The organism is Roseospira goensis, assembly GCF_014197795.1.
GTDB lineage: Bacteria > Pseudomonadota > Alphaproteobacteria > Rhodospirillales > Rhodospirillaceae > Rhodospira > Rhodospira goensis.
Map to the genome: position 1 here is coordinate 15,830 of NZ_JACIGI010000021.1, position 25,390 is coordinate 41,219.

At 71.0% G+C, this 25,390-nt stretch carries 24 protein-coding genes; 13 read left to right on the forward strand and 11 right to left on the reverse strand.

Annotated elements, in window-relative coordinates; all coding sequences use genetic code 11:
- The first annotated feature begins 141 nt into the window (after positions 1–141).
- Positions 142–2,337 (forward strand): malate synthase G, encoded by a 2,196-nt coding sequence (locus tag GGD88_RS12420; protein ID WP_184435906.1) that lies wholly within the window; start codon positions 142–144, stop codon positions 2,335–2,337.
- Between the two features lie 172 nt (positions 2,338–2,509).
- Positions 2,510–2,956 carry a GlcG/HbpS family heme-binding protein gene (locus tag GGD88_RS12425; protein ID WP_184435908.1) on the forward strand — a complete coding sequence of 149 codons (447 nt, stop codon included), beginning with the start codon at positions 2,510–2,512 and terminating at the stop codon, positions 2,954–2,956.
- Positions 2,957–3,039: 83 nt separating this feature from the next.
- On the opposite strand, the gene GGD88_RS12430 is transcribed toward GGD88_RS12425, so the two are convergent.
- Complete coding sequence (locus GGD88_RS12430; RefSeq protein WP_184435910.1) at positions 3,040–3,387, reverse strand: phasin family protein; 348 nt, start codon at positions 3,385–3,387, stop codon at positions 3,040–3,042.
- Positions 3,388–3,704: 317 nt separating this feature from the next.
- Here GGD88_RS12430 and GGD88_RS12435 point away from each other — a divergent pair, with 317 nt between their 5' ends.
- On the forward strand, positions 3,705–4,331 hold the full coding sequence (locus GGD88_RS12435) for a hypothetical protein (protein WP_343056353.1): 627 nt from the start codon (positions 3,705–3,707) through the stop codon (positions 4,329–4,331).
- Between the two features lie 60 nt (positions 4,332–4,391).
- Entirely contained in the window at positions 4,392–5,870 is a 1,479-nt protein-coding gene (locus GGD88_RS12440; RefSeq protein WP_184435912.1) for a diaminopimelate decarboxylase family protein, read from the forward strand.
- Between the two features lie 234 nt (positions 5,871–6,104).
- Here the strand turns inward: GGD88_RS12440 and GGD88_RS12445 are convergent, their stop codons facing one another.
- The 9 genes from GGD88_RS12445 to GGD88_RS12485 form a co-directional block, all read right to left on the reverse strand.
- Positions 6,105–6,596, reverse strand: a complete 492-nt coding sequence (locus tag GGD88_RS12445) for a Dps family protein (RefSeq protein ID WP_184435914.1) — start codon at positions 6,594–6,596, stop codon at positions 6,105–6,107.
- Between the two features lie 147 nt (positions 6,597–6,743).
- Positions 6,744–7,184 (reverse strand): DUF2141 domain-containing protein, encoded by a 441-nt coding sequence (locus GGD88_RS12450; protein ID WP_184435916.1) that lies wholly within the window; start codon positions 7,182–7,184, stop codon positions 6,744–6,746.
- 112 nt (positions 7,185–7,296) lie between these two features.
- Positions 7,297–7,584, reverse strand: coding sequence for a hypothetical protein (locus GGD88_RS12455; RefSeq protein ID WP_184435917.1), 288 nt, complete (start codon positions 7,582–7,584; stop codon positions 7,297–7,299).
- Positions 7,585–8,045: 461 nt separating this feature from the next.
- Complete coding sequence (locus GGD88_RS12460; RefSeq protein WP_184435918.1) at positions 8,046–9,248, reverse strand: aminotransferase class I/II-fold pyridoxal phosphate-dependent enzyme; 1,203 nt, start codon at positions 9,246–9,248, stop codon at positions 8,046–8,048.
- 61 nt (positions 9,249–9,309) lie between these two features.
- Positions 9,310–10,275: an iminosuccinate reductase BhcD gene (bhcD, locus tag GGD88_RS12465; protein ID WP_184435919.1), complete on the reverse strand. Its 966-nt coding sequence runs from the start codon at positions 10,273–10,275 to the stop codon at positions 9,310–9,312.
- Positions 10,276–10,617: 342 nt separating this feature from the next.
- Positions 10,618–11,772: a DSD1 family PLP-dependent enzyme gene (locus tag GGD88_RS12470; RefSeq protein WP_184435920.1), complete on the reverse strand. Its 1,155-nt coding sequence runs from the start codon at positions 11,770–11,772 to the stop codon at positions 10,618–10,620.
- A gap of 23 nt (positions 11,773–11,795) precedes the next feature.
- Complete coding sequence (gene bhcB, locus GGD88_RS12475) at positions 11,796–12,773, reverse strand: beta-hydroxyaspartate dehydratase BhcB (protein WP_184435921.1); 978 nt, start codon at positions 12,771–12,773, stop codon at positions 11,796–11,798.
- 44 nt (positions 12,774–12,817) lie between these two features.
- On the reverse strand, positions 12,818–14,029 hold the full coding sequence (gene bhcA, locus GGD88_RS12480; protein WP_184435922.1) for an L-aspartate--glyoxylate aminotransferase BhcA: 1,212 nt from the start codon (positions 14,027–14,029) through the stop codon (positions 12,818–12,820).
- A gap of 473 nt (positions 14,030–14,502) precedes the next feature.
- Positions 14,503–14,706 (reverse strand): DUF4169 family protein, encoded by a 204-nt coding sequence (locus GGD88_RS12485; RefSeq protein WP_184435923.1) that lies wholly within the window; start codon positions 14,704–14,706, stop codon positions 14,503–14,505.
- A gap of 174 nt (positions 14,707–14,880) precedes the next feature.
- Here GGD88_RS12485 and hisN point away from each other — a divergent pair, with 174 nt between their 5' ends.
- The 3 genes from hisN (at position 14,881) to GGD88_RS12500 (ending at position 17,785) form a co-directional block, all read left to right on the forward strand.
- Positions 14,881–15,684 carry a histidinol-phosphatase gene (hisN, locus tag GGD88_RS12490; RefSeq protein ID WP_184435924.1) on the forward strand — a complete coding sequence of 268 codons (804 nt, stop codon included), beginning with the start codon at positions 14,881–14,883 and terminating at the stop codon, positions 15,682–15,684.
- A 92-nt stretch (positions 15,685–15,776) separates the two neighbouring features.
- Positions 15,777–17,177, forward strand: a complete 1,401-nt coding sequence (mgtE, locus tag GGD88_RS12495) for a magnesium transporter (RefSeq protein ID WP_184435926.1) — start codon at positions 15,777–15,779, stop codon at positions 17,175–17,177.
- Positions 17,178–17,242: 65 nt separating this feature from the next.
- On the forward strand, positions 17,243–17,785 hold the full coding sequence (locus GGD88_RS12500; RefSeq protein ID WP_184435928.1) for a MerR family transcriptional regulator: 543 nt from the start codon (positions 17,243–17,245) through the stop codon (positions 17,783–17,785).
- A 7-nt stretch (positions 17,786–17,792) separates the two neighbouring features.
- Here GGD88_RS12500 and GGD88_RS12505 read toward each other — a convergent pair whose 3' ends face one another.
- Complete coding sequence (locus tag GGD88_RS12505; RefSeq protein WP_184435930.1) at positions 17,793–19,184, reverse strand: hypothetical protein; 1,392 nt, start codon at positions 19,182–19,184, stop codon at positions 17,793–17,795.
- Between the two features lie 318 nt (positions 19,185–19,502).
- Here GGD88_RS12505 and GGD88_RS12510 point away from each other — a divergent pair, with 318 nt between their 5' ends.
- The 6 genes from GGD88_RS12510 (at position 19,503) to GGD88_RS12535 (ending at position 25,378) form a co-directional block, all read left to right on the forward strand.
- A complete protein-coding gene (locus tag GGD88_RS12510) occupies positions 19,503–20,621 on the forward strand; it encodes an isovaleryl-CoA dehydrogenase (RefSeq protein ID WP_184435981.1) in 1,119 nt (372 codons plus the stop codon).
- Between the two features lie 6 nt (positions 20,622–20,627).
- On the forward strand, positions 20,628–21,437 hold the full coding sequence (locus tag GGD88_RS12515) for a DNA polymerase beta superfamily protein (RefSeq protein ID WP_184435931.1): 810 nt from the start codon (positions 20,628–20,630) through the stop codon (positions 21,435–21,437).
- A 41-nt stretch (positions 21,438–21,478) separates the two neighbouring features.
- On the forward strand, positions 21,479–22,621 hold the full coding sequence (locus tag GGD88_RS12520) for an acetyl-CoA C-acyltransferase (protein ID WP_221237134.1): 1,143 nt from the start codon (positions 21,479–21,481) through the stop codon (positions 22,619–22,621).
- A 175-nt stretch (positions 22,622–22,796) separates the two neighbouring features.
- A complete protein-coding gene (locus GGD88_RS12525; RefSeq protein WP_184435935.1) occupies positions 22,797–23,480 on the forward strand; it encodes an SDR family oxidoreductase in 684 nt (227 codons plus the stop codon).
- A gap of 28 nt (positions 23,481–23,508) precedes the next feature.
- A complete protein-coding gene (locus GGD88_RS12530; protein WP_184435937.1) occupies positions 23,509–24,651 on the forward strand; it encodes an acyl-CoA dehydrogenase family protein in 1,143 nt (380 codons plus the stop codon).
- A gap of 124 nt (positions 24,652–24,775) precedes the next feature.
- Entirely contained in the window at positions 24,776–25,378 is a 603-nt protein-coding gene (locus tag GGD88_RS12535; protein ID WP_184435939.1) for a 2-hydroxychromene-2-carboxylate isomerase, read from the forward strand.
- The last annotated feature ends 12 nt before the right edge of the window (positions 25,379–25,390 follow it).

Genomic DNA, 25,390 nt, shown 5'->3' on the forward strand with positions numbered 1-25,390 from the left:
AGAAAGTGCTTTCCGCAATGCGGAAAGGGGGGCTCACGACGCCGGCCGACCTGTCCATATGGAGAGGTCATGAGGCGCCAGACGAGCAGGGCCGATCCTGCCCGCAAAGGCGTGGTCCTGAACCGGAAGAGGAGACCTGTCGTGACCGGCACTGTGCAACGGGGTGGCCTGCGCGTCGCCGAGAGCCTGGACCGCTTTGTCACCGAGGAGGCGTTGCCCGGCACCGGCATCGAGGCGGCGTCCCTGTGGGCGTCGCTGGAGTCGATCCTGACCGATCTGGCCCCGCGCAACCGGGCGCTGCTGGCGGAGCGCGACCGGATGCAGCGCGCGATTGACGCCTGGCATGCGGACCGGCGCGGCCAACAGCACGATCACGCGGCCTATGTCGCCTTCCTGCGCGACATCGGCTACCTGCGGGCGGAGCCCGACGCCGCGGCGGCGCAGGCGACCACGGCCCACGTCGATCCCGAGATCGCGTCGATCGCCGGCCCCCAGCTCGTGGTGCCGGTGATGAACGCGCGCTACGCCCTCAATGCCGCCAACGCCCGCTGGGGCAGCCTGTACGATGCCCTCTACGGCACCGACGCGATCCCGCAGGACGCGGGCGCGCCGGCCGGGGCGGGGTACGACCCGGCGCGCGGTGCCCGGGTGATCGCCGAGGCGCGGCGTCGCCTGGACACGGCGGCGCCGCTGGCGGCGGGCTCGCACGCCGACGCCACCGGCTATGCCATCCGGGACGGCGCCCTGGCGGTGACGCTGGCCGACGGTCGCACCAGCGGTCTCGCCGATCCGGCCGCCCTGGCGGGCTATACGGGCGAGGCCGCGGCGCCGGCCTCCGTGCTGCTGCGCCGTCACGGCCTGCACCTGGAAATCGTGATCGACCGCACCCATCCGATCGGCCGCACGGATCCCGCCGGGGTCGCGGACGTGGTGCTGGAATCGGCGGTTACCACCATCCAGGACGCCGAGGACAGCGTCGCCGCCGTCGACGCGGCCGACAAGGTGGCGGTCTACCGCAACTGGCTGGGCCTGATGAAGGGCGACCTCGCGGCCACCTTCGAGAAGGACGGCCGCCGGCACACCCGCCGCCTCAACCCGGACCGCGTGTTCACTACCCCCGACGGCGCCGGCACCCTCACCCTGCCTGGGCGCGCCCTGATGCTGGTGCGCAACGTCGGTCCCCTGATGACCAGCGACGCGGTGCTGTTGCCGGACGGCTCGGAGGCGCCCGAGGGCATCCTGGACGCCCTGTTTACCAGCCTGATCGCGTTGCATGACCTCAAGGGCACCGGCCCGCTGCGCAACAGCCGCGCCGGGTCGGTCTACATCGTCAAGCCGAAGATGCACGGCCCGGACGAGGTGGCGTTCGCCGACACCCTGTTCGCCCGCGTCGAGGACGCCCTGGGGCTGGCCCGTAACACCCTCAAGATGGGCATCATGGACGAGGAGCGGCGCACCACGGTGAACCTCGCCGCCTGCATCGCCGCCGCGCGCGCCCGCGTGGTGTTCATCAACACCGGCTTCCTGGACCGCACCGGCGACGAGATTCACACGTCGATGGAGGCCGGCCCGATGATCCGCAAGGCGGACATGAAGGGCACCGCCTGGATCCAGGCCTACGAGGACCGCAACGTCGACGTCGGCCTGGCCTGCGGGCTGCGCGGCCGCGCCCAGATCGGCAAGGGCATGTGGGCCATGCCGGCGCGCATGGCGGATATGCTGGCGGCCAAGATCGGCCATCCGGAGGCCGGCGCCAACACCGCCTGGGTGCCGTCGCCCACCGCGGCCACGCTGCACGCGCTGCATTATCACCAGGTGGACGTGGCGGCGCGCCAGGCCGCGCTGGCCGACCGCCCGCGCGCCAGCCTGGACGACATCCTGACGATTCCGCTGGCGGCCGATCCGTCCTGGTCGGCCGAAGAGATCCAGCAGGAGCTGGACAACAACTGCCAGGGGATCCTGGGGTATGTGGTGCGCTGGGTGGATCAGGGCATCGGCTGCTCGACGGTGCCGGACATCAACGACGTCGGCCTGATGGAGGACCGCGCCACCCTGCGCATCTCCAGTCAGCATCTCGCCAACTGGTTGCGCCATGGCATCTGCGCGCGGGAGCAGGTGATGGCGACCCTGACCCGCATGGCCGCCGTGGTCGACCGCCAGAACGCCGGCGATCCGGCCTATCGCCCGATGGCGCCCGATCCGGCCGGCAGCGTGACGTTTCAGGCGGCCTGTGACCTGATCTTCGACGGGGCCGCCCAGCCCAACGGCTATACCGAGCCGGTGCTGCACCGCCGCCGCCGCGAGGCCAAGGCGCGCCTGCATACGCTGGCGGCGTAGGGCAGATCGTGGTCAATCTGAACCACAGCGTGGGTCTGATGGATGACGTGAATCTGCCCTGAATCACATAGTCGGGGCGGCCGTCTGACACGCCACGGCCGTCCATACACGACGGCGCGGCTGGCCGGCCCTCCTTCCTTCCTCCGTTGGACACGACCCAAGGACAGGTTTCATGTTCGAACACTCCCTCTCGCTGGACACCGCCGATGCCATCGCCGACGCCGTGCTGGAGGCCGGCCGCGCCGACGGCCTGCAACCGCTCACCGTGGCGGTGCTGGACGACGGCGGCCGCCTCAAGGTGCTGAAGCGCGCCGACGGGTCCAGCGTGCTGCGGCCCGAGATCGCCCTGGGCAAGGCCTTCGGTGCGCTCTCGCTCGGCATGGGCGGGCGTGAGCTGGCGCGCCGCTCGCAGAAGATGCCGGGCTTCATGAACGCCCTGTCCGACCTCGCCGGCGGTCTGGCCGTGCCGGTGCCGGGCGGCGTGCTGGTCCGCTCGGCCGAGGGCCGCATCCTGGGCGCCGTCGGCGTGACCGGCGATCTGTCGGAGAACGACGAAGCGTGCGCCGTGGCGGCGATCACCAAGGCCGGCCTGGTGGCCGACACCGGCGATCCGGCCTGAGTCCCCGGACCATGGCCCGGATACGACGCGACCCCCGCGCCGCTGGGCACGGGGGTCGTGGCGTGTTCCCGGGGTCCCGGTGATCAGGCGCGGGCGAAGCCGTCGATGACCGCCTTGGTGCGCGCCTGCAGCGGCTCCATGGTGCTCTTCATGACGCTGTTCGACAGGTCCACCATCTTCTTGGACTGGGCCACCATGGCATCCCAGTTGTCCTTGACCAGCTTGGTCTGAAGGTTGGTGAAGTCGGCGGGCGTCTTGCACGCGCCCAGCTGCTTGCTGGCCGCGACCGCGCCGTCCATGGACTTGGACGAGAAGGCCACCGCCTCCTTGCTCATGTCTTCCAGGCCCTTCGCCAGGACCTTGCTGGCGGCACTCGCGGCGTCCAGGTTGTCCTTGTTGAAGGACATCAGATCTTCGTAGGTGCGGATCATGGCATGTGCCTTTCGTGTCTGCGGACTCGCGGGTCTCTCGGTCTGCGCCGGCCCGGCCGGCCGGCGGGTGCGCCCTGAGCGCCGGGCGTCTTGGCATTCCGTTTGAGGCGCAGGGCAGCCGGTGATGCCTCGTGGGCTCGCCATGCTGCACTGCAATATACTCCCTGAGTTTAGTGCGTTTCGGGGCCGTGTCAATGGGTTTTTGTGCGCTGCACAATAACGGCCAGGTTGAACCTGAAACGATTGATTTTCCAAGAGAATGTAGGGTGCTAAAGTGGGCTCGCGGACAGAATGTTACAGCATAGGGGAGGCGGGCCATGACGGATGCGCGCGCCACCAGGGCTTCCGAGCCGGCGCCCGCCGAAGCGGCGTCGACGGACAAGGCCGCGGACGACGGCACGCCTGGGACCACGGACGACACGACGGACGACACGACGGACGACACCCGCGCGACCGCGCGCCCGGACTCGGCCGCCTGTGTCGCGGTGCGGGCGCGGCTGGCGGGCACCAACATCAACCCGGAGACCCTGCTGGCGACCGACTATCTCAATCATTTCAATGAGATCATCATGATGCTGGAGATGGTCCCGGATATGCCGGACCTGGTCGAGGACTGCAAGGAGTGGCAGCCGAAGTCCTACACCGACCACTTCGCCGACAGCGCGTTCCGCGACAAGGCGCTGGCCATCGAGGCATTCGCCCTGTGCCCGCCGCGGTACCGGGTGCCCTTCGATGAGACCATCGCGCAGATGAACATGTTGGCGCTGGCCACCGTGGAGCGCATGGAGGCCGCGCTGGCCGCCGGCGAGACCGAGGCCGTGGCGATGCAGGCGCGCAGTGCGAGCCAGGCTCTGCAACGCCTGATGGACATGGCGGGCGCGATCATCCACGGTGCCCAGACCACCCTGGACCAGAGCGAGATCGACGCCATCCTGGGCTCGTGACGCGCGCGGATCCCGGGGGGTGACACCCCGTGACCCCTGAGCACCGATCCCGGAGCCGCCATGCCCGCCTCCCTGCAGACCGCCCCGCTGGCCACGCTGGTGCCGGCGGACCCCTGGCGCCGGCCGCCGTTCCCGGACCTGACCGACGGCCGCCTGACCCTGCGCGGCCAGACCGCCGACGCCCTGGCCGCGCGCTACGGCGCACCGCTGTTCGTGTTCGACGGCCCGGGCATCGAAGCCGCGCTGGCGCGGCTGCGGGCGGCCCTGGACCGGCACCATCCCAACACCCGCATCGCCTATGCGGCCAAGGCTTGTGGCCTGCGGGCGGTGCTGGAGCTGATGCGCGCCGCCGGCGCCGACATTGAGGTCAACAGCGGCGGCGAACTCGAAAAGGCCATGCTGGCGGGCTTCCGCCCCGACCAGGTGGTGTTCAACGGGGTCGCCAAGACCGACGCCGACCTGACGCACGCGATCCGCCTCGGCGTGGGGGCGATCAACATCGACTCGGTGCACGAACTGGAGCGGGCCGCCGCGATGGCCGGCGATGTGGGCCGGCCGGCCCGCGTGGCCCTGCGCCTGGTGCCGGACCTGACCGGCGGCACGGCCCCCGGGCAGGAGACCGGGGGCGCGGCGACCAAGTTCGGCTGCACCCCCGGTGAATTGCCGGCGCTGGCGGCGGTGCTGGCGGGGGCCGGCGACCGGATCGACCTGGTCGGCGTGCACGTCCACGCCGGGTCGCAGATCACCGACGCCGCCACCTTCGCGGCGGTGGGGCAAAGGGTGGTAGACCTGGTCCGCATGGTCACCGCCGCAACCGGCCGTGCGGTGCCGAGCGTGAACGTGGGCGGCGGCCTGCCGGTGGCCTATGTGGCCGCGCCGGCCCCGGGGGCGGTGCCCGACTACCTCCACGCCGGCATCGGGCCGGACGAGGCGGCATCGGCCCTGCTGACGCCGATCCGCGACGGTCTGGGCGAGGCCGTGACGGTGGTCCTGGAGCCCGGGCGGTCGCTGGTGGCCGGCGCGGCGGTGCTGCTGGCCCGCGTGGTGAACGCCAAGGCCCGCGACGGGGCGCGCTGGCTGCTGCTGGATGCGGGCTTCAACGTCCTGGGCGATCAGTTCGGCTACAAGTGGTACTTCCACATGGTCAACGCGACCCGGGCCGGGGCGTCGCACGACACGCCGTTCCGGGTCGGCGGACCGCTGTGCGACGGCGGCGACGTGTTCTTCGATGTGGACGGGGAAAGTCAGGTCGCCGCGCTGCTGGCGGCGATGCCGGCGCTGGCCGAGCGGGCCGAGGATCTGCGCCGGTTGCTGGTGCGGCTGCCGACGCATCGGGCGCTCCCGCTCGGCAGCACCGTGGGGGACGTGCTCTGTCTGCTGGACGTGGGCGCCTATGCCGTCGACCAGGTGACGCACTACAACGGCCGGCCGGCACCGGCGGTGGTGATGCTGGACGCCGACGGCGCCGACCATCTGGTGCGCCGGCGCGAGACGGTCATGGACCTGATGGTGCATGACGCCGGTTGGCCGCCGGCCTGACGCGGCGCGCCCCCAAGGGAGCGGGGGCGCGAGAACCCCGGTTTCTGGGTCCCACGCTCCGGCGTGGGACCGGTTTGCGCGCTGCGCCCCCGCGGGAGCGGGGGCGCAAGAACCCCGGTTTCTGGGTCCCACGCGCCGGCGTGGGACCGGTTTGCGCGCTGCGCCCCCGCGGGAGCGGGGGGCGCGAGAACCCCGGTTTCTGGGTCCCACGCTCCGGCGTGGGACCCGCCGCCGTCAGCCCGCCGTGGCGCGCAGCATCCAGGCGGTCTTCTCGTGCACGCCCAGGCGGTCGGTGAGCAGCCCGGCGGTGACCTCGTCGGAGACCTCGGCCGCCTCCGCGATCAGCGGCCGGATGGCGCGGGCCAGCGCGTCGTGATCCTTCGCCAGGGTGCTGACCATCGCATCGGCGGCCGGCGGCGTCTCGGGCGCATCCTCGATCACGCTCAGCGCGGCATAGCGGCCCAGGCCGCCCGGGGCCACGCTGCCGAGGGACCGGATGCGCTCGGCGATCTCGTCCACGGCACCGTACAGGTCGGTGTATTGCTCCTCGAACAGGGCGTGCAGGCCCTGGAAGCGCGGCCCGGTGACGTTCCAGTGGAAGTTGTGGGTCTTCAGGGCCAGGGTGAAGGTCGCCGCAAGCACGCCGGTCAGCCCCTGCGCCACACTGGTGCGGGCGTTCTCCTCAAGGCCGGTCTCGATCGGCGTGGCAAGCCTCTGGTCGGTCATCGTTTTCCCTCCGTCGGTGATTCGGGAAGCCGCGCGCACCGCAGGTGCGGGCTTGTGCGATGAACATATGGAGCGCCCGCCGGCTAATCCAACAGAAAATGTGTGTCAATTTCAGTGACCGAACCGATCGCCCCGGCGGCGCCGGCCCTACAGGGCGTAGCGCATGCGGAAGGTGTGGCGCGTCTCGGGCGCCGTGACCGTGACCGCGGCATCCGCGAAGGTGGGCCGCGCCGGCACCACGCTGGGGTCGCGGGTGAAGCCGAAGCCTTCCAGCGGGATACCGAAAAGCCCCGTATCGAAGCGGCCGTTGTCGTTCTGGTCGTGATAGGCCGCGACGGCGTAGCGGCCCGGCGCCAGGTCCGGGATACGCACCGTGACGCGGTCGCCGCGGACCGTGGCCTTGGTGCCCGCCCGCTTGGCGTCGGCGTCCAGGAAGGCGGCGGGGTCGTCGTAGACGGCGACGTAGACGGTGCCGCCCGACTCCGCCAGGTCCGTGATGGTCAGGGCCAGCGTGGCCGTGGGCGCCGGACCGGGCTCGGCACCGGCGAGGGTTGGCAGCACGGCCATCAGCGCCAGCAGGACGGGCACCCATCTCCGCCGGCACCGTCCGCCGGGGGGTGTGAGGGGCATCGGGGTCTCCATGTCAGACGGGAGGCTACGGATCGGGCAATGATCCTATCCGTCGCGCGGCCCGGCGCCGTCACGGATGGGGGCCGCGCTTGTTGCGACTGCGCAGGCCGTAGCCGCAGTCGCATTTCTCCGATCCCTTGACCAGCCGGGCCGACCACTCGGTGCCCGGGCTGCCCGGCTTGTCGGCGCGTTCCCAGGCGAACTCGGCGCCGCAGCGCTGGCACACCATGTTGGCGGGTTGCTGGCGCTCGGCGAGGCTGCGCCCGACCGGCCGGGCGGCGCGCGAGCGCAGGCCGGCGCGCTTCGGGGGCGGGACCAGGACCCCTTTCTCGGGTTTTCCGGACGGCGGAGCGGCCACCGTAGCCTCCGTGGCTGTGCAGGATCGACGCCCGTAGCGTAGCGCGGCCCGCCCCGCCATGCCACAGGGCCGCAAACGAAACGCCCGCCGCGGGGAGGCGCGGCGGGCGTTGCGTGATGGGACCGACCTGACGTGTGGCTGAGGCACGCGGGCCGGTGAGGGTCCATCTCTGGGGACCGGCGGCTGGCTGGACCGACCGGACCCGGCGGGACCGAACGTGGCTGAGGCGTGCGGTCCCAGGAGGGGTATGGCTGGATATCGAGCATCCCCCTTGTCGGGGGTTTAGGCCGGTCCGTGGAGCGCCCGACCTGATGATGGGAGACTATACCCGACTGCCTTACTGTGTCTTGTCCGTCCGATGACAGATTTGTAATTGTTCAAAAAAGGGGGCGGGGTGCGGACGGCCCGACGCGCCGGCCGCGGCCGACTCGGGCGGGCGGCCGCTCCGCCGGACCACCGTGCTACAGCAGGGGCCGGATGCGGCGCAGCGCGGCCTCGACGGTGGCGGCGTCGTGCACCAGGGCGAGGCGGATGTAGGGGGCGCCCGGGTTGACGCCGTGGGCGTCGGGGCGGCCGAAGTAGGCGCCCGGGACCACCTTGACCCCGGCCTCCGCCCACAGGCGCCGGGCGGTCGTCTCGGCCCGGTCCGCGCCGACCTCCAGCCACAGGAAGAACCCGGCCTCCGGGCGGGCGTAGCCCGGATGATCGCCGAGCACGGCATCGGCGATCTCGACGTTGCGGCGGTAGTAGGCGCGGTTCTCCGCCACATGGGCATCGTCCGCCCACAGTCGGGCGGCGGCGGCCTGGGAGGGCAGGGGGATGAACACCGCGCCGTAGTCGCGCAGCTTCAGGAACGGCCGGATCACCCCCGGGTCGCCGGCGCAGAAGCCGGCGCGCAGGCCGGCCAGGCTGGAGCGCTTCGACAGCGAGTGGAACACGACCACGTTGTCCAGCGTGCCGTCCAGGGCGAGGGCGGCCTGGAGCGCCGTCGGCGGCGGGGCGCCGTAGTACAGTTCGGCGTAGCACTCGTCGACCACGAGCACGAAGTCGTGGGTTCGCGCCAACTCCACGGCGCGCGTGAGGTAGTCCAGGTCCGCCACCGTGCCGGCCGGATTGGTCGGCGAGCACAGGTAGAACAGCGACGTCCGCGCCCAGGTGTCGGCGTCCACCGCGTCCAGGTCGGGCAGGTGCCCGGTCTCCCGGGTGGTGTTCAGGAACACCGGCTCGGCGCCGGCGGTGAGGGCGGCACCCGCATAGGTGTGGTAGAACGGGTTCGGGATCAGAACCGCGGGCGGCCGGTTGGTGCCCTCGGCGCGGCGCGGGGTCACCACCTGCGGCAGCATGAACAGGCCCTCGCGGGTGCCGGCCAGGGGCGCGATCGACTCGCCCGCCCGGATCACGCCGGCAGGCAGGCCGAAGCGTCGCTCCAGCCACCCGACCATGGCAGCGTTGAGCGCGTCGGTGCCGCGCGGGCTGACGTACTTGCCCCACAGGTGGGCGTTCTCGGCCAGGGCCTCGGCCACGAACGCCGGGTAGCGGTTCTGCGGCTCGCCCACCGACATCAGCAGCGGCGGCGGATCGTCCGGCGGCGTGACATCGGCGATCAGCGCGTTCATGCGCGCAAAAGGGCTGTCGGGCAACTGGTCGAGGGCAGGGTTGAGCATCGGGGCACCACGAACGGTGGGGGAACAGGGCGGATCGGTCCGCACTGTCCCCGATGCCGGCTCACATGTCCACGCTCTGCGCCAGCCCCTGCGCGCGCGCCAGCCGCACCGCCACGGCGGCGACCGCCAGATCCTGGAGGCCAACACCGGTGCCGTCGAACAGGGTGATCTCGTCGGCGTCGACCCGGCCCGGGCGGTCGCCGGTGAGGACCGCGCCCAGCGGCGTGATCGCCGCCGGCGTCAGCAGCCCGGCCTCGACCGCGTGCTGACACTCGCCGAGCCGCACCGCCTGGTCGATCTCGTCGGTGAACACGTGGGCGGTGCTGACCAGGGCGGGGTCCAGCTCCTGCTTGCCCGCGGTGTCGGTGCCCATGCAGGCGATGTGGGTCCCCGGCCGCACCTGGCCGCACATCAGCAGGGGTTCGAAGCACGACGTGATGGTGATGATGACGTCGGCGCGCGCGCCCAGGGTGTCGCGGTCGACGGCCTCGAACGGCAGGCCGACCGCGGCGGCGGCCTCGGCCAGGCGGTCGAGCATCGAGGGATCGACGTTCCAGCCCAGAACGCGGGAGAACGTTCGCTGCGCGGCGGCGGCGTGAAGCTGGAACGGGGCCTGATGGCCGGCGCCGACGATGCCGAGCACATGGGCGTCGGGGCGCGCCAGATGCTTGATCGAGACCGCGCTGGCGGCGGCGGTGCGCAGCGCGGTCAGATGATTGCCGCCGACCACCGCATGGGGGCGGCCGGTATCGGGGTCGAACAGCACCACCGTGGACTGGTGGTTGGTCAGGCCCTTGTCCGCGTTGCCGGGCCAGTAGCCGCCGGATTTCAGGCCCAGGACCTGCCCGGCGCGGTCGAAGCCGGACTTGAAGCCGTAGACCGCGTCGGCATGCCCCAGGGTTTCGCGCACGACCGGGAAGTTCCAGGCGTCGCCGCGCGCCATGGCGGCAAAGGTGGCCTCGACGGCCGCGAAGGCGGCGGCGGGCGTCACCAGGTCGCGGGCGACCGATTCGGGCACCAGGAACATGGGTTGGTTTCCTTCTTGGGTGCGTGTTTCGGTGGACGGCCCCGCCGTCAGAGCCACATCACTGCGAACCCGCGTCGCAGATGCGGGCGACGCCATCCAGAGCAGAAAGGCAGAGATCCGCCCTGGATGGCTTCGTTGCCGCGCCGTGCCCGGCCGTAGGTTGGGGTGACGCCCGCAGGGCGGAACCCCAACAGCGCCGCGACGATCGCGGTGCGCGTTGGGGTTCGCTGCGCTCACCCCAACCTACATCCGTTGGAACGGATCATCCGGATTGGGTATGACAGGAACAGAGCCAACGTCTGTATTGGATGGCGCCGGGACGTCGCCTGTCGCGGCGCGCCCCTACAGGGCCAGGCCGCGCGCGGTGACCGGCCACACCGCCTCGACCACGCCGCCGCGCACCGCGACGTACCAGTCGTAGACGTTGCAGGTCGGGTCGCAATGGCCCGGCACCAGCTTCAGCTTCTCGTTGAGCTTGAGGACACCCTGGGGGTCGCTGATGACGCCGTGCTCGTCCGAGCACTTGATGTATTCGACGTCGTCGCGACCGAAGATGACCGGCAGCCCCGAGTCCACGCTCTGGGCCTTCAGGCCGGCGTCGCAGATGGCCTTGTCCGCCTTGGCGTGCGACATCACCGAGGTGAGGATGAACAGGCTGTTCTCGAACTCCGAGATGACCCGGCCGTCGGGGTCGAGGACCCGCTGATAGTCGGCGTCCATGAACACGTAGGAGCCGCACTGCAACTCGTTGTACACGCCACTGGCGCCCTCGAAGTAGTACGTCCCGGTGCCGGCGCCGCCGACGATGGCGCAGTCCAGCCCGGCCGCCGTGAGCAGGTCCACGGTCTCGCGCACCTTGGCGATGGCGGCCTCGATCTTGGCCTTGCGCTCCGCGAAGTCGTGCACGTGCTGGGCCGCGCCCTGGTAGGCCTGGAGGCCGGAGAAGGCGAGGCCGGGGGCCGCCGCGATCGCCTGCGCCAGCGCCACGGCCGGGGCGCCGGGGGCGACGCCGCAGCGGCCGGCGCCGACGTCGATCTCCACCAGGCACTCCAGGGTCACGCCGTGGCGGGTGGCGGCGGCCGACAGGTCCGCGACGTTGCCGGCGTCGTCGACGCAGACCAGCACCCGGGCTTTCTTCGCCATGGCGGCGAGGCGGTCGATCTTGCCCGGGTCGACGACCTCGTTGGAGACCAGCACGTCCTTGACCCCGGCGTCGACCAGGGCTTCGGCCTCGGCCACCTTCTGGCAGCACACGCCGCAGGCGCCGCCGTGCTCGATCTGATACAGCGCGATATCGGCGGACTTGTGGGTCTTGGCGTGGGCGCGCAGGCGCAGGCCGTGCGCCTCGATGAAGGCCTTCATGGTCTGCACGTTTTTCTCGAAGGCGTCCAGGTCGACGATCAGGGCGGGGGTGCCGATCTCGTCGATCGTCATGCCGACGGCGGCCGGCACGGTGTAGCCGACGACGGGCGGGGCGGTCTTGGTGATGGCGTTCATGGCGGGTCTCCTGCGGGGGGCGGTCAGGGCGTCATCCAGGGCAGCCTGTCGAGATCCACGTTGCCGCCGGTGATGATGACGCCGACGCGCTTGCCGGCGAACACGGCGGGATTCTTGAGGATGGTGGCCAGCGGCACGGCGCAGGACGGCTCCATCACGATCTTCATGCGCTGCCAGGTCAGGTACATGGCGTCGATGATCTCCTGCTCCGTGGCGAGCAGGATGTCGGTGACGTAGCGTGACACGAAATGCCACGTGTATTCCTTCAAGGGCACCTTGAGGCCGTCGGCGACGGTCTGGGGGGCATCGTCGGCGATGATGTGGCCGGCCTTCAGCGAGCGGCAGGCATCGTCCGCGTTCGCGGGCTCGGCGGCGTAGATCGCGGTCCGGGGCGACAGCGTGGACAGCGTCAGGCAGGTGCCCGAGACCATGCCGCCGCCGCCGATCGGCGCGATCACCGCATCCAGCGACCCGATGTCCTCGAGCAGCTCCTTGGCGCAGGTGGCCTGCCCCGCGATGACGCGCGGGTCGTTGTAGGGGTGCACGAAGTCGGCGCCGGTTTCGGCCACCACCTCGGCGAACACGGCCTCGCGCGACGACGTGCTGGGCTCGCACTCGACCACCCGGCCGCCGTAGCCCATGACGGCCTCCTTCTTGGCCCGCGGCGCCGTGCGCGGCATGACCACCGTGCAGGCGATGCCGCGCCGGCCGGCGGCGTAGCTGAGCGACAGGCCGTGATTGCCGGAGGAATGCGTGGCGACGCCCCGGGCCGCCTGCTCGTCGGACAGACCGAAGACGGCGTTGCTGGCGCCGCGCGCCTTGAAGGCCCCGGCCTTCTGGAAGTTTTCGCACTTGAAGAACAGCCGCGCGCCCGTCATGCGGTCGAAGGTCTCTGACGTCAGCACCGGCGTGCGGTGGATGTAAGGCCGGATGCGGTCGTGCGCCGCCAGGACATCGTCGAAGGTGGGAACGGCGGCGGGAGGAGCGGTGAGCGCGGTCATGATCGTACCCTCTGGGGCGGTGTCTCTGTGCAACGGGACCCGGGTCAGGCGGCGGCGGTGGCGGCCGGGGCAGGGGCCGTGGCGGCCTCGGCGGCGGTCTCGCGGTACCAGGCCTGGGCGGCGGCGACGCCGCTGCCCAGGGTGACGGGATAGCCCAGGTCCGCCATGGCCATCTCGGCGGTGGCCAGGCCGGACAGCGCCATCACGTCGGTCATCTGGCCCAGGTGGCCGATCCGGAACAGCGTGCCGGCGACGTCGCCCAGGCCGCCGCCGAAGGACACGCCATAGCGGTCGTAGGCATGCCGGACCAGGGCGTCGGCGTCATGGCCCTCGGGCACCATGATGGCGGTCACGCTGTCCGAGCCGATCTCGGGCCGGCGCGCGCACAGCGGCAGGCCCCAGGCCGCCACCGCGCGCCGCACCCCCTCGGCGATGCGCCGGTGACGGGCGAACACCGCGTCCAGCCCTTCCTCTTCCAGCATCGCCACGGCCTCGCGCAGGCCATACAGCAGCGGCACCGGCGGGGTATACGGGTAGCCACCGCCGGCCGTGGTGCCCAGCATGTCGCGCATGTCGAAGTAGCAGCGCGGGCAGCCGGCGGTCTCCATGGCGGCGCGGGCCTTGGTGCTGACGCCGACGATGGCGAGCCCGGTCGGCAGCATCAGGCCCTTCTGCGAGCCGGTCACGGCCAGGTCGACCCCCCAGTCGTCCATGCGGAAGTCCATGGCGCCAATCGAACTGACGCCGTCGACGAAGAGAAGCGCCGGGTGCCCGGCGTCGTCCAGCGTGCGGCGGACGGCGGCGACGTCGCTGCGCACGCCGGTGGCAGTTTCGTTGTGGGTGACCAGGACAGCCTTGATGCGGTGTTCGCGGTCGGCGGCGAGGGCCTCGGCGTAGGCGTCGAGCGGCACGCTCTCGCCCCAGGGGGCCTCGATGACCTGGACGTCGAGGCGGTGGCGCCGACACAGGTCGATCCAGCGGTGCGAGAACATGCCGTGGCGGGCCGCCAACACCCGGTCCCCGGGGGACAGCGTGTTGGTGACCGCCGCCTCCCAGCCGCCGGTGCCGCTGGACGGGAACACCACGATCTCGCCGCGGGTGGTCTGGAACACCGCCTTCAGGCCCTCCAGCAGCGCGGCCAGGAACGCCGGAAAGTCGGACGCCCGGTGGTCGTGCGTCGGCACATCCACGGCGCGGCGCAGGCGCTCCGGGATGTTGGTCGGGCCGGGGATGAACACGGGGTTCGGGCTGGACATGGCGGTTTCCCCCTGATGGCGTCGCGCCTCGCGTGGCTTGGTTCGTTTCGAAGGAGTATGGGACGCGGCAGGCTTGCGGCCTACGTGGTTTTCCATATGGTGGAACCGGTTTTCAGAATTGTGCGGCGCAGCAGGCTGCGGCGCGGCTGTCAAGTCGTTGCGCCACAACGCAAACGTGGCTGCCGGCGTGGTTTCCATGATACGGAATGCAGGGCCGTGCGCCAGCGCCCACGCGGGAGCGTGGGCGCAAGACCTGAAGAAAGCGCCCACGCTCCCGCGTGGGCGCAAGACCCAGTCCTCGTTTCTCGGTCCCACGCTCCGGCGTGGGATTTCTCGGTCCCACGCTCTGGCGTGGGACCGCGTGCCGCTGCAACACGGGCGCCCCCGCGGGAGCGGGGGCGCAAGACCCCAAGAATGAGCGTGGGCGCGAGGTCCTCGCTCCGGGTCCCACGCTCCGGCGTGGGACCCGACCGTCACGTCGGGTCCGAGTCCCGGCCGGACCCGTCGCCCAGCCGATGCCCGTCCAGATGCCGGCGCGCCCGCGCGCGATCGTCGTCCGCGCGGTCGCGCTCCGCCTTGCTGCGGCCGAAGCGGCTCCGGTTGGTCTCGGCCGCGGCCTCCTTCTCGGCGCGCGCGCGCTGCTTGCGGGCCTGGCGCAGGTTGACGATTTCGGCCATGGGGACGTCCTCGCGGTTCGGTCGCGTGCCACGATCCAAGCTTCGCCGATCCGACGGGCGCCGGCAATGCTCGGGACCGGCGGGCACCTTGATCGGCGCGCCGTTTCCCCGCACTGTGCGCAGCGCGTGCCGCCCATCCGCCCCGTCCTATCCGCCCCGTCGCGAGGAAACCCCATGGACGCCATGACCGACCGCCTGCGGGCGGACATCCAGGCCCTTGTCCCCTTCGCCGAACGCCTGGCCGATGCGGCACGGGGCGAGACCCTGCCTCGGTTCCGGTCGGCGGGTCTGGCCGTGGAGACGAAAGGCGACCTGTCGCCCGTGACGGCCGCCGATCGCGCCGCCGAGGCGGCCATGCGGACGCTGATCGCGGCCGAATACCCGGATCACGGCATCCTCGGCGAGGAACAGGACTCGGTCGGCCTGGACCGCGAGTTCGTGTGGGTGCTGGACCCGATCGACGGCACCCGGTCGTTCGTGACCGGCAGCCCGCTGTGGGGAACCCTGGTGGCGCTCAGTTGGCATGGCCAGCCGGTGTTGGGCATCATCGACAGCCCCGCCGTGGACGAACGCTGGATCGGCTGCATCGGGCGTGCGACCACTTACAATGGCGAGCCGTGCCGGACCCGGACGCTGCCGACCCTGGGTCAGGGCTTCCTGTTCACTGCGGCGCCGGACCTGTTCACCGCCACCGACCGGCCGGGTTTCGAGGCGCTGTCGGCGCGAGTGGCGGACCGGCGCTACTCCGCCGACTGCTACGCCTACGGCATGGTGGCCTCGGGCTGGATCGACATCGCGCTGGACCCGGACACCAAGCCTTACGATTACATGGCGCTGGTGCCGGTGGTGGAGGGCGCCGGCGGTGTGATGACCGAGTGGTCGGGCGCGCGCCCCCGGATCGACGGATCCGGCTGGGTCGTCGCGGTCGGTGATCCGGCCCAGCACGACGCCGTGCTGGCCGCGCTCGCCGGGGCCTAGCGGACGCGGCATGCGTCCCCATATCGAACGCCCCCGTCCCCCGTCCCCCGTCCCCGTCCCCGTCAGAGCCCCTTCGGTCCAGGACAGCGCCCATGACTGACCCCTCGGTCCGCGACCAGATCCACCGCGACGTTCTGCGCAGCGACGACTCCTACGGTCTGCTGCCGGAGTTCGTGACGATGGTGCACGACGCGCTGGAGGCCGAGGACGACGCCACGGTGCGCGAGCTGGTGGCGCCGCTGCACTACGCCGACATCGCCGACCTTATCGAGACCCTGGGGAGCGAGGACCGGGCGCGGTTCGTGCGCGCCGTCAAGAGCGTGTTCAACGCCGAGATCCTGCCGGAGCTGGACGATGCCGTCCGCGCCGAGGTGATCGAGGAACTGGGCTTCGAGGATTTCGCCGCCTGCCTGCGTGAGGTGGAATCGGACGACGCGGTCTATCTCGCCGGCCAGATCGAGGACGAGGACGAGCGCGCCACGGTCCTGGCCAAGCTGCCGGCGGAGTTGCGCGCGGTCATCGAGCAGGCGCTGGCGCTGCCGGAGTTCAGCGCCGGGCGCCTCATGCAGCGCGAGCTGGTGGCGGTGCCGAGCTACTGGACGGTGGGCGAGACCATCGACTACCTGCGCTCGGGCGCGCGCCTGCCCGACGAATTCTATCAGATCTTCATCGTCGACCCGCGTCACCGGCCGGTGGGCAACGTGCGGCTGTCGGCGCTGCTGCGGGCGCGTCGGCCGGTGCGGCTGCGCGAGATCATGGACCCCAAGACGGCCGAGATCCCGATCACCATGGACCAGGAGGAGGTGGCCTTCCTGTTCCGCCAGCAGAACCTGTTGTCGGCGCCGGTGGTGGACGCCTCCGGCCGGCTGGTCGGGCGCGTCACGGTCGACGACGTGGTCGACGTCATCGACGAGGAGGCCGAGGACGACATGTTCCGCCTCGCCGGTCTGTCGGAGGGCGACCTGTTCTCGGCCGTCGTCGATACCGTCAAGAGCCGGTTCACCTGGCTGCTGCTCAACCTGGGCACCGCCGTGCTGGCCTCGCTGGTGATCGGCCTCTTCGAGAGCACCCTGGAGGCCGTGGTGGCCCTGGCGGTGCTGATGCCGATCGTCGCCTCGATGGGCGGCAACGCCGGCACCCAGACCCTGACCATCGCGGTCCGGGCGCTGGCCACCAAGGAACTGACGGCGGCCAACGCCACGCGCATCGTCGGCAAGGAGGTGGCGATCGGCCTGATCAACGGCCTGGTCTTCGCCGTTCTGACCGGGGCCGTCTCGTGGGTCTGGTTCGGCAACCCGGCCATCGGGGTGGTGATCGGGGCGGCGATGATCATCAACATGGTGGCGGCCGGCCTGGCGGGGATCGCGATTCCCCTGGTCCTGGACCGCCTGAAGGTGGACCCGGCGGTGTCGTCCGGCGTGTTCCTGACCACGGTCACCGACGTGGTGGGCTTTTTCGCCTTCCTGGGGCTGGCGGCGGTGTTCATCCTGTGACCGGAAGGCACGCGGCGGCCGGGTCGGTCTCGACAGCGGGTTTACGTTTACGTAAACTGCCGGCCATGATCGAGACAACCCCCGAGATCGGCCCTCACGGTGAGCCGCACGGTGTCCCCGACGACGATAGCCGCGGGTGCAGCGACGGCGAGGGCGACGGCGACCAGGAGCGCGACCGCACCTACAGCATCGCCGAACTGGCGCGCGAGTTCGGGGTGACGGCGCGGGCGATCCGGTTCTACGAGGACAAGGGCCTGCTGACCCCGCGGCGGGCCGGGCAGCGTCGCGTCTACTCGGAGCGCGAGCGGGTGCGTCTGCTGCTGATCGTGCGCGGCAAGCGCCTTGGTTTCTCGCTCAGCGAGTGCCAGGACATTATCGACATGTACGGCGCCGAGCCCACGGAGGGCGCCCAGCTTCGCCGCCTGGTCAAGACCATCCGCCAGCGCCGGCGCATCCTGCAGGAGCGCATGGAGGACATGCGGCTGACCCTGGACGAGCTGGACCAGGTCGAGGCTCAGGCCCAGCGCATCCTGGACGGGGGTGAGCGCGGGGCCGCGGTGACCCCGACCGTGCGCCGGCCCATGGTCAATCCTGATCCGGGGGTGTGATCGGGGCCTACTTCAGCGCCATGAACTTGAGGATGTGACTGTCCAGGAGGTCGGAGTTGGCGACGATCTGGGTCAGATCCTCCGCGCCCTTGACGGACCCGCGCTCCTTTAGCCCCACCAGGTCGAGCATCATCAGCCGCAGAGCCTTGGCCCCTTCAGGGGTGCCGATCACGGTCTCGAAAAATTTGCGACCGTAGCCCTTTTTACCCCACAGGCCTTCGAGGATGAAGAACACCTCCGAGATCGTCGGCCGCAGCGGGGCCGGCGTGCGGGCTTGGTCGTCCGGTGCCAGCAGGAACAGAGCCACGATCGAGTCCTCGGTCAGGTAGCTCATGTAGCGTTGGCAGAACAGCGACATCTGTTCGACCCGCGCCTGCCGGGGCGCAATGTCCAGCCCGCGCAGGTCGCGCGCCGCTACGCCGAACACGGCGAGCAGCGGCGCCGGGAACTCCAGCAGGTGGTTGAACTCGGCGCCCAGCACGCCGCGCAGCGTGCGAATGTCCGTGCTGTAGACGTGACCGGCGACCGCCGGTTGCCCGCGGCGCTCCCGCTCCTGGTTCACGCGCTCGGTGATGTCATGAATGTCCCAGGCGGCGACCGCGCGCACCGCCTCCGGCGTCGTCAGCAGGAACAGTTCCGGACCCAGATCGCGGACCTGCTCGGGTACGGTGAACGATTCCGCGATGGCGCTCAGGTAGGCCGGGCCGGCGGTCACCAAGCGCGGGAAGTCCTGCGTCAGGGTTTCGCGCAGCGCCTTCAGCACCGGCGGCCGTATCTGTGACAGCGTGAGCAGCAGCGCCTCGTCGGTCTCGAACAGGGCGCGGCGGATATTGCCCTCGAAGCCGCGGACCAGTTCGGTGACCACCGCCGAGGGCAAGGCGGCGATGCGCCGCAGCCGCGGCAGCATCTCGACCTCCGTCAACTCGGCGGCGAGGCGATCGTACACCTTGGGCAGGCGGCGCAGGATCAACCGCGCCGCGCGGTCGACGAAGTAGCGCCGCGCGTGCTGCACCGAATAGCCGCAGGCCGGCACGATAACCCGGCTCCGAGTCGGCGGGATCAGCTTGCCATTGGCCGCCCGCAGCGCGATGGCCCCGGACTTCCAGGCTTCATCGAACACCGCCAGGCCGCGCTCGATGGCGCGGTCATCGTTCACCGCGCGCTGGAACGGCACGCCGTCCAGGCGGCACTCCGCCTCGGTCCCGTGCATCTGGCGTTCGACCTGGCACAGGGTGGGGTACAGGCTCGCCACGGTGCGGACCATGCGGGCGTTGCGCCGGCGTTCGTCGCGCCCGTCCAGGCCGCGGGCCACCCCGCGCATGAAACGCGGCATGGACACGACCCAAGGGCTGTCCCCATGGCTCTGTTCAATGGTCAGGCGATTCTGGATCTCACCCATCGGGCGTCTCGCGGCATGTCGGGGATCGGTCGGAAAAACCCGCCCGACCAGTAAGTCTATCCTGCCTGTCTGGCCCTAACAACATGAGACTCAATTGCTTTTACCGTGTTCTTCACGTTGTGTCTTGAGGATCGGTTGCCGTCGGTTCCGGTTGACGTTTACGTAAACGTCATATACGGTGCCGCACAGAATGAAGAGCCGCGCCGGGCCGGGGACTGGGCGCCCCGGTCGTGCCGGGCCGAGAACGAATCCGGTCGAGGAGACGCCGCCGTGATCAGCTTTCCCACCCTGAACTTTGACCTCGGCGAGACCGCCGACATGATCCGCGATACCGTGGCCGCGTTCGCCGCGGAGGAGATCGCGCCGCGGGCCGCCGACATCGACCGCGACAATGTGTTCCCGGCTGACCTTTGGCGCAAGTTCGGGGATCTCGGTCTGCTCGGCATCACGGTGGACGAGGCCGACGGCGGGTCCGGGCTGGGCTATCTCGAGCACATGATCGCGGTCGAGGAAATCAGCCGCGCCTCGGCGTCGGTCGGCCTGTCCTACGGTGCGCACTCCAACCTCTGCGTCAACCAGATCCGGCGCAACGGCTCGGCCGAGCAGAAGGCCCGCTATCTGCCCAAGCTGATCTCGGGCGAGCACGTGGGCGCGCTGGCGATGAGCGAGCCCGGGGCCGGCTCCGACGTGGTCGGCATGCGCACGCGCGCCGAGAAGAAGGGCGATCGCTACATCCTCAACGGCACCAAGATGTGGATCACCAACGGTCCCGACGCCGACGTGCTGGTGGTCTACGCCAAGACCACGCCCGAGGCCGGGCCGAAGGGCATCACCGCGTTCCTGATCGAAACAGGCTTCAAGGGCTTCTCGACGGCCCAGAAGCTGGACAAGCTGGGCATGCGTGGCTCCAACACCTGCGAACTGGTGTTCGAGGACTGCGAGGTCCCCGAGGAGAACGTGCTGGGCCAGGTCGACAGGGGTGTCCGGGTCCTGATGAGCGGCCTGGACTACGAGCGCGCCATCCTGGCCGCCGGGCCGCTGGGCATCATGGACGCCTGCCTGGACGTGGTTCTGCCCTACGTGCACGAGCGCAAGCAGTTCGGCCAGGCGATCGGCGAATTCCAGCTTATGCAGGGCAAGATCGCCGACATGTACACCACCATGAACGCGGCCAAGGCGTATGTGTATGCCGTCGGCAAGGCCTGCGACCGGGGCGAGACCACCCGCAAGGACGCCGCCGGGGCCATCCTGTTCGCGTCCGAGAAGGCGACCTGGATGGCGCTGGAGGCGATCCAGTGCCTGGGCGGCAACGGCTACATCAACGAATATCCCACCGGCCGGCTTCTGCGCGACGCCAAGCTCTACGAGATCGGCGCCGGCACCAGCGAGATCCGCCGCATGCTGATCGGCCGCGAGCTGTTCGCCGAGACGGCGTAGGCCGCCATGACCCCTGACCTCGCCGACCACGTCCGAGCCCAGGGCGCGCGCCTGCTGTTCGCCTGCCGCGTCGGCGAGGCGGTCGAGGGCACCGTGGCCGCGCCCAACCGGCCCGCGCCGCCCGGGGTGCGCTTCGTCTATGTGCGCCCCGCCGCCTGGTACCTGACCCTGGCCGAGCGGGCCGACACCCTGGAGGGTCCTGGTGAGGACGGCTGGGGCTGGGACCTGCGCAAGGTGCTGCGGCTGCTGTTGCGCTCGAATCCCATGGTCTGGTCCTGGCTGGCCAGCCCGGACGTCCTGTACGATCCGGTCGGGCTGGGCGATGACCTGCGCCGGCTGGCGGACGAGGGCTATTCCCGCCGTGCCTTGGGGCATGCCCTGTGGGGCGAGGCCCGCAAGGCGCTGACCGCGTTCCTCGACCGGGGCGAGGCCATGACCGCCACCAAGTCGCTGAAGGCGGCGCGCGCCCTCCTGGCGCTGCGCTGGCTGGAGGCGGGGGGCGGCCTGCCCCCGCTGGCATTGTCGGTGCTGCTGAACCAGGACGCGACGCCGGCCGATGTGCGCGCCGAGATCGAGGCCCTCCGCGCCGCGCCGACCGACCGCCATCCGGCGCTCTACCGCTGGATCAACGCCGAACTCGACACGGCCGCCGACCGCTGCGCCGCGCTGCCCGAGGGGGCGCCCGATCCGGCGGCGGCCGATGCGCTTTACCGCGCCCATGTGTTGCCCGAGAATGACGCCCAGGCGGCCGCAGCGGGCGCGGCACGTCATCCCCAAGCAAGCACGCTCGCATCAGGAGGAGATCCGTCCCCGTGACCACAGATCCCGTCGTCATCGTCGGGGCTGCCCGGACCCCCATGGGCGGCTTCCAGGGTGAACTGGCCGGCGCGACCGCGTCCGCGCTGGGCGCCCATGCCATCGCCGCCGCGCTGGAGCGGGCGGGTGCGGCCGCCGCGGACACCGACGGCGTGCACATGGGCTGTGTGCTGCCGGCCGGGCAGGGCCAGGCGCCCGCGCGTCAGGCCGCCCACGGCGCCGGCCTGCCCTGGAGCGCAGGCTGTACCACCGTCAACAAGATGTGCGGCTCGGCCATGAAGGCGGCCATGATTGCCCACGACGAGCTGGTGGTCGGCTCCGCCGACGTGCTGGTGGCCGGCGGCATGGAGAGCATGACCAACGCCCCGTACCTGCTGGACAAGGCCCGCGGCGGCTACCGCATGGGGCACGGCGCGGTGCGCGACCACATGTTTCTGGACGGCCTGGAGGACGCCTATGAGCCGGGGCGCCTGATGGGCACCTTCGCCGAGGACTGCGCCCAGCATTACCAGTTTTCCCGCGAGGATCAGGACGCCTTCGCCATCTGCTCCCTGGACCGCGCCCAGCGCGCCACGCGGGACGGCGTGTTTGCGCGCGAGATCGCGCCCATGACCCTGACGGCCGGCAAGGCCGAGACGGTCGTGGACACCGACCAGAACCCGCGGCTGGCCCGGCGGGAGAAGATCCCGACGCTGAAGCCGGCCTTCCGCGCGGGCGGCACCGTGACCGCCGCCAACAGCTCCAGCATTTCGGACGGGGCGGCGGCCCTGGTGCTGACCCGGGCCTCCGTGGCCGAGCATCGGGGCTGGACGCCGCTGGCCCGTGTGGTCGGCCATGCCACCCACGCCCGCGAGCCGCACTGGTTCACGACCGCCCCCATCGGCGCCATCGAAAGCCTGATGGCCCGCACCGGCTGGACCGTCGGCGACGTCGACCTGTGGGAGGTCAACGAAGCCTTCGCCGTGGTGACCATGGCCGCCATGCGCGACCTGGGCATCCCCCACGACATCATGAACGTGCACGGCGGCGCCTGCGCACTCGGCCACCCCATCGGCGCGTCGGGGGCGCGCATCCTCGTCACCCTGCTAAACGCGCTGCGGGAACACGGCCAGCGGCGCGGCGTTGCCTGCCTGTGCATCGGCGGCGGCGAGGCCACCGCCATGGCTCTGGAGATGATGCACTGATCTTTTTTCGGCCGGGGACCGGGACCGCCCGGTGCCCGGCCTCCGCCGCTGCGCGGCGCCGACGCGGTCGCGTCGGCCGCCCCAGGGAAGACGACGCGTCCTCCCGCGGGCGGACAGGGCGCAGCATCGCGTTCGTGCGCGCATGAGGACCCCCGGACAGCACAGGAGACCGACCATGCCCACCGTTCTGATCACCGGCGCCAGCCGTGGCCTGGGCCTGGAGTTCGTGCGCCAGTACCGCGCCGACGGCTGGGACGTCATCGCCACCTGCCGCGATCCCGCCAAGGCGCCGGAGCTGACCGCCACCGGGGCGGAGGTTCACGCCCTCGACGTGACCGACGACGCGGCCGTCAAGGCGCTGGGCCGCACCCTGGCCGGGCGCACCCTCGACGTGCTCATCAACAACGCCGGGGTCTATCCGCTGAAGGGACCGCAGGGATCGTTCGGCGACATCCCGGTCAAGCCCTGGATGGAGGCCCTGCGCACCAACGTGATCGCGCCGTGGAAGGTGGCCGAGACCTTCGTTGCCAACCTGGAGCAGGCCGAGCGCCCGGTGCTGGCCACCATTTCCTCCAAGATGGGCAGCATCGGCGACGCCGCGTCGCCGGGGTCCGTGGTCTACCGGTCGTCCAAGGCCGGCGTGAACATGGTCGTCAAGGGCTTGTCCATCGAGCTGGGGCCGCGCGGCATCATCTGCCTGGCGTTCCATCCGGGCTGGGTGAAGACCGACATGGGCGGTCCGAACGCGCTCATCACGCCGGAACAGAGCATCACCGGCCTGCGGCGCCTGATCGCCGCCGCCACGCCGGCGGACAACGGCCGCTTCCTGGCCTACGACGGCCAGGAGGTCCCGTGGTGAAGCGGTCCGGCGGAACGGAGGGCCGTCCATGGACCTGAGCGAGGACCAACGCCTGATCCGCGACACGGCGCGCCAGTTCGCGCGCGAGCGGCTGGCGCCCCATGCCGCCGCCTGGGATCGCGACCATGCCTTCCCGGCCGAGGCGTTGGCGGAGATGGGCAGCCTTGGCTTCCTGGGCATGGTGGTGCCGGAGGCCTGGGGCGGGGCCGGCACGGACTACGTCGCCTATGCCCTGGCGCTGGAGGAAATCGCCGCCGGCGACGGGGCCACCAGCACCATCATGAGCGTGCATACCTCGGTGGGCTGCGTGCCGATCCTCAGATTCGGGACCGAGGATCAGAAACGCCGCTTCCTGCCCGCCATGGCGCAGGGCCGGACCATCGGCGCCTTCTGCCTGACCGAGCCGCAGGCCGGCTCCGACGCTGCAAACCTGAAGTGCAGGGCAGTGCGCGACGGGAACCAATACGTGCTGTCCGGCACCAAGATGTTCATCACCTCGGGCGCCAACGCGGGCGTTGCCATCGTGTTCGCGGTCACCGATCCGGAGGCCGGCCGCAAGGGGATCTCGGCCTTCATCGTGCCCACGGACACCCCGGGCTGGGAGGTGGTGCGCATCGAACACAAGCTGGGCCAGCATGCCTCCGACACCTGCCAGATCGCGTTCAACGATCTGCGGCTGCCGGCCGACCTGCGGTTGGGCCAGGAGGGCGAGGGCTACCGGATCGCCCTCGCCAACCTGGAGGGTGGGCGCATCGGCATCGCCGCCCAGGCGGTCGGCATGGCGCGGGCGGCGTTCGCGTACGCCCGCGACTATGCCGCCGAGCGGACCGCGTTCGGGACCGCGATCGTCCACCACCAGGCCGTTGCCTTCCGACTGGCCGACATGGCGACCCGCATTGAGGCGGCGCGCCATCTGGTGCTGGAAGCCGCGCGCCTGAGGGACCTCGGCCGGCCGTGCCTGAAGGAGGCCTGTATGGCCAAGCTGTACGCCAGCGAGATGGCCGAGCGGGTGTGCTCGGACGCGATTCAGACCCTGGGGGGCTACGGCTATCTGGCCGATCACCCGGTGGAGCGGATCTATCGCGATGTGCGGGTGTGCCAGATCTACGAGGGCACATCCGATGTGCAGCGCATGGTGATCGCGCGCGAGCTGATGGGCGAGGCGGGGTGACGGGCGGTCGAGTGGCGCGCCCACGTGGAAGCGTGGGCGCCAAACCGGGAAAACCATGGTCCCACGCGCCCGCGTGGCACCACGAAAAGCGCCGTCCAGCGGGTTGTCAGGGGGGACACGGAGCATGCCCGAGCCGATCGACTTCTATTTCGACTATTCCTCGCCCTACGGCTATGTGGCCGCGCATCTGATCGAGCCACTGGCGCAGCGGCACATCCGCGAGGTCACCTGGCATCCCATCCTGCTGGGGCCGGCCATGAAGCTGTCCGGCAACACGCCGATGGCGGGCCAGCCCCTCAAGGGCGCGTACATGCGCCAGGACGTGCCGCGCCTGTGCCGGCGGTACCGCCTACCGTTCACCTGGCCCGAGCCGTTCCCGGTCGCCACGGTGGCGGCGGTGCGTGCGACCATCTGGGTGGGGGACCGCGACCCGGCCCTGGCCGTGCGGTTCGCCAAGGCGCTGTACCGGGCCTATTTCGGCGACGGCCGCAACATCGGGGAGACCGAGCAGGTGCTGGCCGTGGCCGCCGAGACCGGCCTGGATGCGGCGGCCCTGGCGGCGGCGCTCCAGGACCCGGCCCTGAAGGACCGCACCCGCGCCGCCGTGGACGCCGCCCTCAAGCTCGGCGTGTTCGGTTCGCCCTTCTTCCTGGTCGACGAGGAGCCGTTCTGGGGCGTGGACCGCCTGCCCCTGATGGACGAGTGGCTGGCCCGCGGCGGCTGGTAGCCCGCGTCCCGA